Below are 555 nucleotides of genomic sequence, written 5' to 3'. Positions count from 1 at the left end.
TGTGAATCTGTCGGGACCACCCGATAAGCCTGAATACTCCCTGGTGACCGATAGCGGACTAGTACCGTGAGGGAAAGGTGAAAAGTACCCCGGGAGGGGAGTGAAATAGTACCTGAAACCGTGCGCTTACAATCCGTCAGAGCCTGCGAGTCACTTGTGACTGTGGGTGATGGCGTGCCTTTTGAAGAATGAGCCTGCGAGTTAGTGGCATGTCGCGAGGTTAACCCGTGTGGGGTAGCCGTAGCGAAAGCGAGTCCGAATAGGGCGTATCCACTTGTGTGGTGTAGTGGCGTGTTCTAGACCCGAAGCGGAGTGATCTACCCATGGCCAGGTTGAAGCGACGGTAAGACGTCGTGGAGGACCGAACCCACTTAGGTTGAAAACTGAGGGGATGAGTTGTGGGTAGGGGTGAAAGGCCAATCAAACTCCGTGATAGCTGGTTCTCCCCGAAATGCATYTAGGTGCAGCGTCACGTGTTTCTCGTCGGAGGTAGAGCTACTGGATGGTCTAGGGGGCTTACCGGCTTACCGAAATCAGCCAAACTCCGAATGCCGA

1 rRNA gene is annotated in these 555 nt (G+C 54.7%); it reads left to right on the top strand.

Annotation, left to right across the window (positions count from 1 at the left end):
• Positions 1–555 (top strand): 23S ribosomal RNA (locus tag A3K89_RS20835); the annotation flags it as partial.

This window comes from Rhodococcoides kyotonense, assembly GCF_001645385.1.
GTDB classification, from domain to species: domain Bacteria; phylum Actinomycetota; class Actinomycetes; order Mycobacteriales; family Mycobacteriaceae; genus Rhodococcoides; species Rhodococcoides kyotonensis_B.
Note: the sequence above shows the minus strand (reverse complement) of the source record. Positions and strands in the feature narration are given on the sequence as shown.